Raw genomic sequence first — 2,137 nt, forward strand, 5'->3', positions numbered from 1 at the left:
AACGTCGTCACACCGCGAAGCCACCACATAGAGTGCTCTACGCAGTCGCGTAGCTCGCAAGCCCACCGGTGTCTGTCAGACCGGGGCAACTCCACCATCCCACTCGCGCCCGCCCGGGCCTGCGCGGTGTTGGCGCCCATGGCCAACCCGTTGCGAATCCTCCGAGTTCCTCCTGATCGGTACGCGGGCATGCTGATCCCGTGCCGGTGTGGACAGACAAGGGGGATGCATGACGGACCTGGTGGTCAAGCCGTGGCGGGTGCCTGGCAAGGAACGGCTCTACGTCAACAAGGCTGGCACCCGCGGCGATTCGGTCGCTTGGCTGGACTGCAAGACCGGAGTGGTCACGGTCGACGTTCCGGAGTTCGAAGCCTCCGCACTGGTCAAGGTCGAAGAGTGGTGTCGATCCTCAGGCAGCCATGTGCCACCGCGCACCGTCAAGCGCCGCGGGGAGAAGACACAGCCGATCAAGGCCACTCCAGCTCGGGTGCCGCAACCGCGGGCAGAGGTCCCCTCCCTGCCTCCAATGCGGGATGAAGATGACCTCGCGCGGAACCTACCCGGCGCGGGGTTGGAGAGTTTGGTGCGAGAGGGCGAGGAGAAGTACACACTGCTCGTCCGGCTGGCGGCCAAGCTCTCCCGTCAACGTCTCGGAGATTCGAGCACGCTCCGGGGCTTGGAGGGCGAACAGATCGTAGGCTCCCGGCTGGGGGCGCTGAAGGCTGCCGGCTGGAAGGTCCTGCACGGGGTGCCGCTGCCGTCCGGGTCCGATATTGACCACGTGGTGATCGGCCCGCCGGGTGTCTTCACGGTCAACTCAAAGCACCACCCGGGCGCCACCGTATGGGTCGGCGACAAGGTCGTGAAGGTCAACCGCAACGGCTTCCCGTACCTGGAGAACTCCGAGTTCGAGGCGAACCGAACCGCCAGGCTACTGACCGAATGGTGCGGCTTCGACGTCCCCGTTCATCCTGTCATCGCCATCGTCGGCGCCCAGAAGATCACGTTCGGCGCGGAGCCTGGGGTGACGGTTGTCGACGGCGAGCAGATCGCCTCCGTCCTGCCCTCCCGGCCGGCCGTGCTGTCGCCGAACCGGGTGGACCGGGTCTTCACCATCGCCCGCCACCGCTACGTCTGGAGCCAAATAGGCAAGCGCGGCAGGAAGGCCCGCTGACTCAGCTGGCCTGCGGCATGTCGAGGAGCGTCCGCCCGTCGTGCGTCCGGACGTGCGGGGCCCTCTCGCCCTGGAGGGCGTCGAGTAGGCAGACGGCGTAGACCTCGCCCATGCGTTCGGCGATCTCCTCCGGGGTGAGCCACGCGACCGCGGTCGACTCGTCGGACAGCTGCTCGCTGCCGCCTTCGGGGTGGCACCGGAACACCAGGGCGACGATCCCGCGGGTCACGTTCTTGTAGACCCCGGCCAGTCGTTCCACTGAGACCTTGATCCCGGTCTCCTCGTACACCTCGCGGCGCACGCCGTCCTCGACGGTCTCCGAGAGTTCCAGCACGCCGCCGGGCGGTTCCCAGGCGCCGTTGTCGGCGCGCTGAATCGCGAGAATCCGGCCGTCCTCGCGTACTACAGCGCCAGCCACAGACACGGAGTGGAGGGGCGCGCGAGCTGGTCGGGCTGGAAGCGGAGTACGTCCGGCCCACGAGTGTGCGGATCGAGTGGCAGCTGTACGAGCTGGACAACGGGGAGCTTCACCGCTGCCCGCCCAAGGACGACTCGTACCGCACGATCGACACCCCGCCCTTCCTCTCGGCCCTGCTGGCCAGGCAGATCGAGCGGAACCAGCCGAAGCCCTGCGCTTGCCACGGGCGGACCTACGTCTTCAGCGGCCACGGAGCCGCCAACGGCGCAGCTCGCCGCGCGGGCGTGAAGCTCGTCGACGTCGCCCGGCGCGCCGGGGTCTCCGCCGGCACCGTCTCGAACGTGCTGAACCGGCCCGAGACCGTGCCGGAGGTCACGCGGCTGCGCGTCACCAAGGCCATCGCGGATCTCGGCTACCTTCGCAACGGTGCTGGCGGGGAGAACGCGGCGCACTGAAGTTCCCCCGCTGAACTGGACAGCCTGATACTGGGACGGACGGTCCCGGAGGAAGCAGTTCAGGTAGTGAGTGGCAAGAGCAACATGAGC

The 2,137-nt window shown here is 67.9% G+C and carries 2 protein-coding genes and 1 pseudogene; 2 read left to right on the forward strand and 1 reads right to left on the reverse strand.

What is annotated here, in order from left to right; translation table 11 throughout:
- Positions 1–229: 229 nt before the first annotated feature.
- Complete coding sequence (locus tag ACGF12_RS38350) at positions 230–1,174, forward strand: nuclease-related domain-containing protein (RefSeq protein ID WP_393041217.1); 945 nt, start codon at positions 230–232, stop codon at positions 1,172–1,174.
- Position 1,175: 1 nt separating this feature from the next.
- On the opposite strand, the gene ACGF12_RS38355 is transcribed toward ACGF12_RS38350, so the two are convergent.
- Positions 1,176–1,598 (reverse strand): NUDIX hydrolase, encoded by a 423-nt coding sequence (locus ACGF12_RS38355; protein ID WP_393041219.1) that lies wholly within the window; start codon positions 1,596–1,598, stop codon positions 1,176–1,178.
- A gap of 17 nt (positions 1,599–1,615) precedes the next feature.
- Here ACGF12_RS38355 and ACGF12_RS38360 point away from each other — a divergent pair.
- A pseudogene (locus ACGF12_RS38360) lies at positions 1,616–2,044 on the forward strand (LacI family DNA-binding transcriptional regulator); the annotation flags it as partial.
- Between the last annotated feature and the right edge of the window lie 93 nt (positions 2,045–2,137).

The organism is Kitasatospora sp. NPDC048296 (genome assembly GCF_043201815.1).
Classification (GTDB): domain Bacteria; phylum Actinomycetota; class Actinomycetes; order Streptomycetales; family Streptomycetaceae; genus Kitasatospora.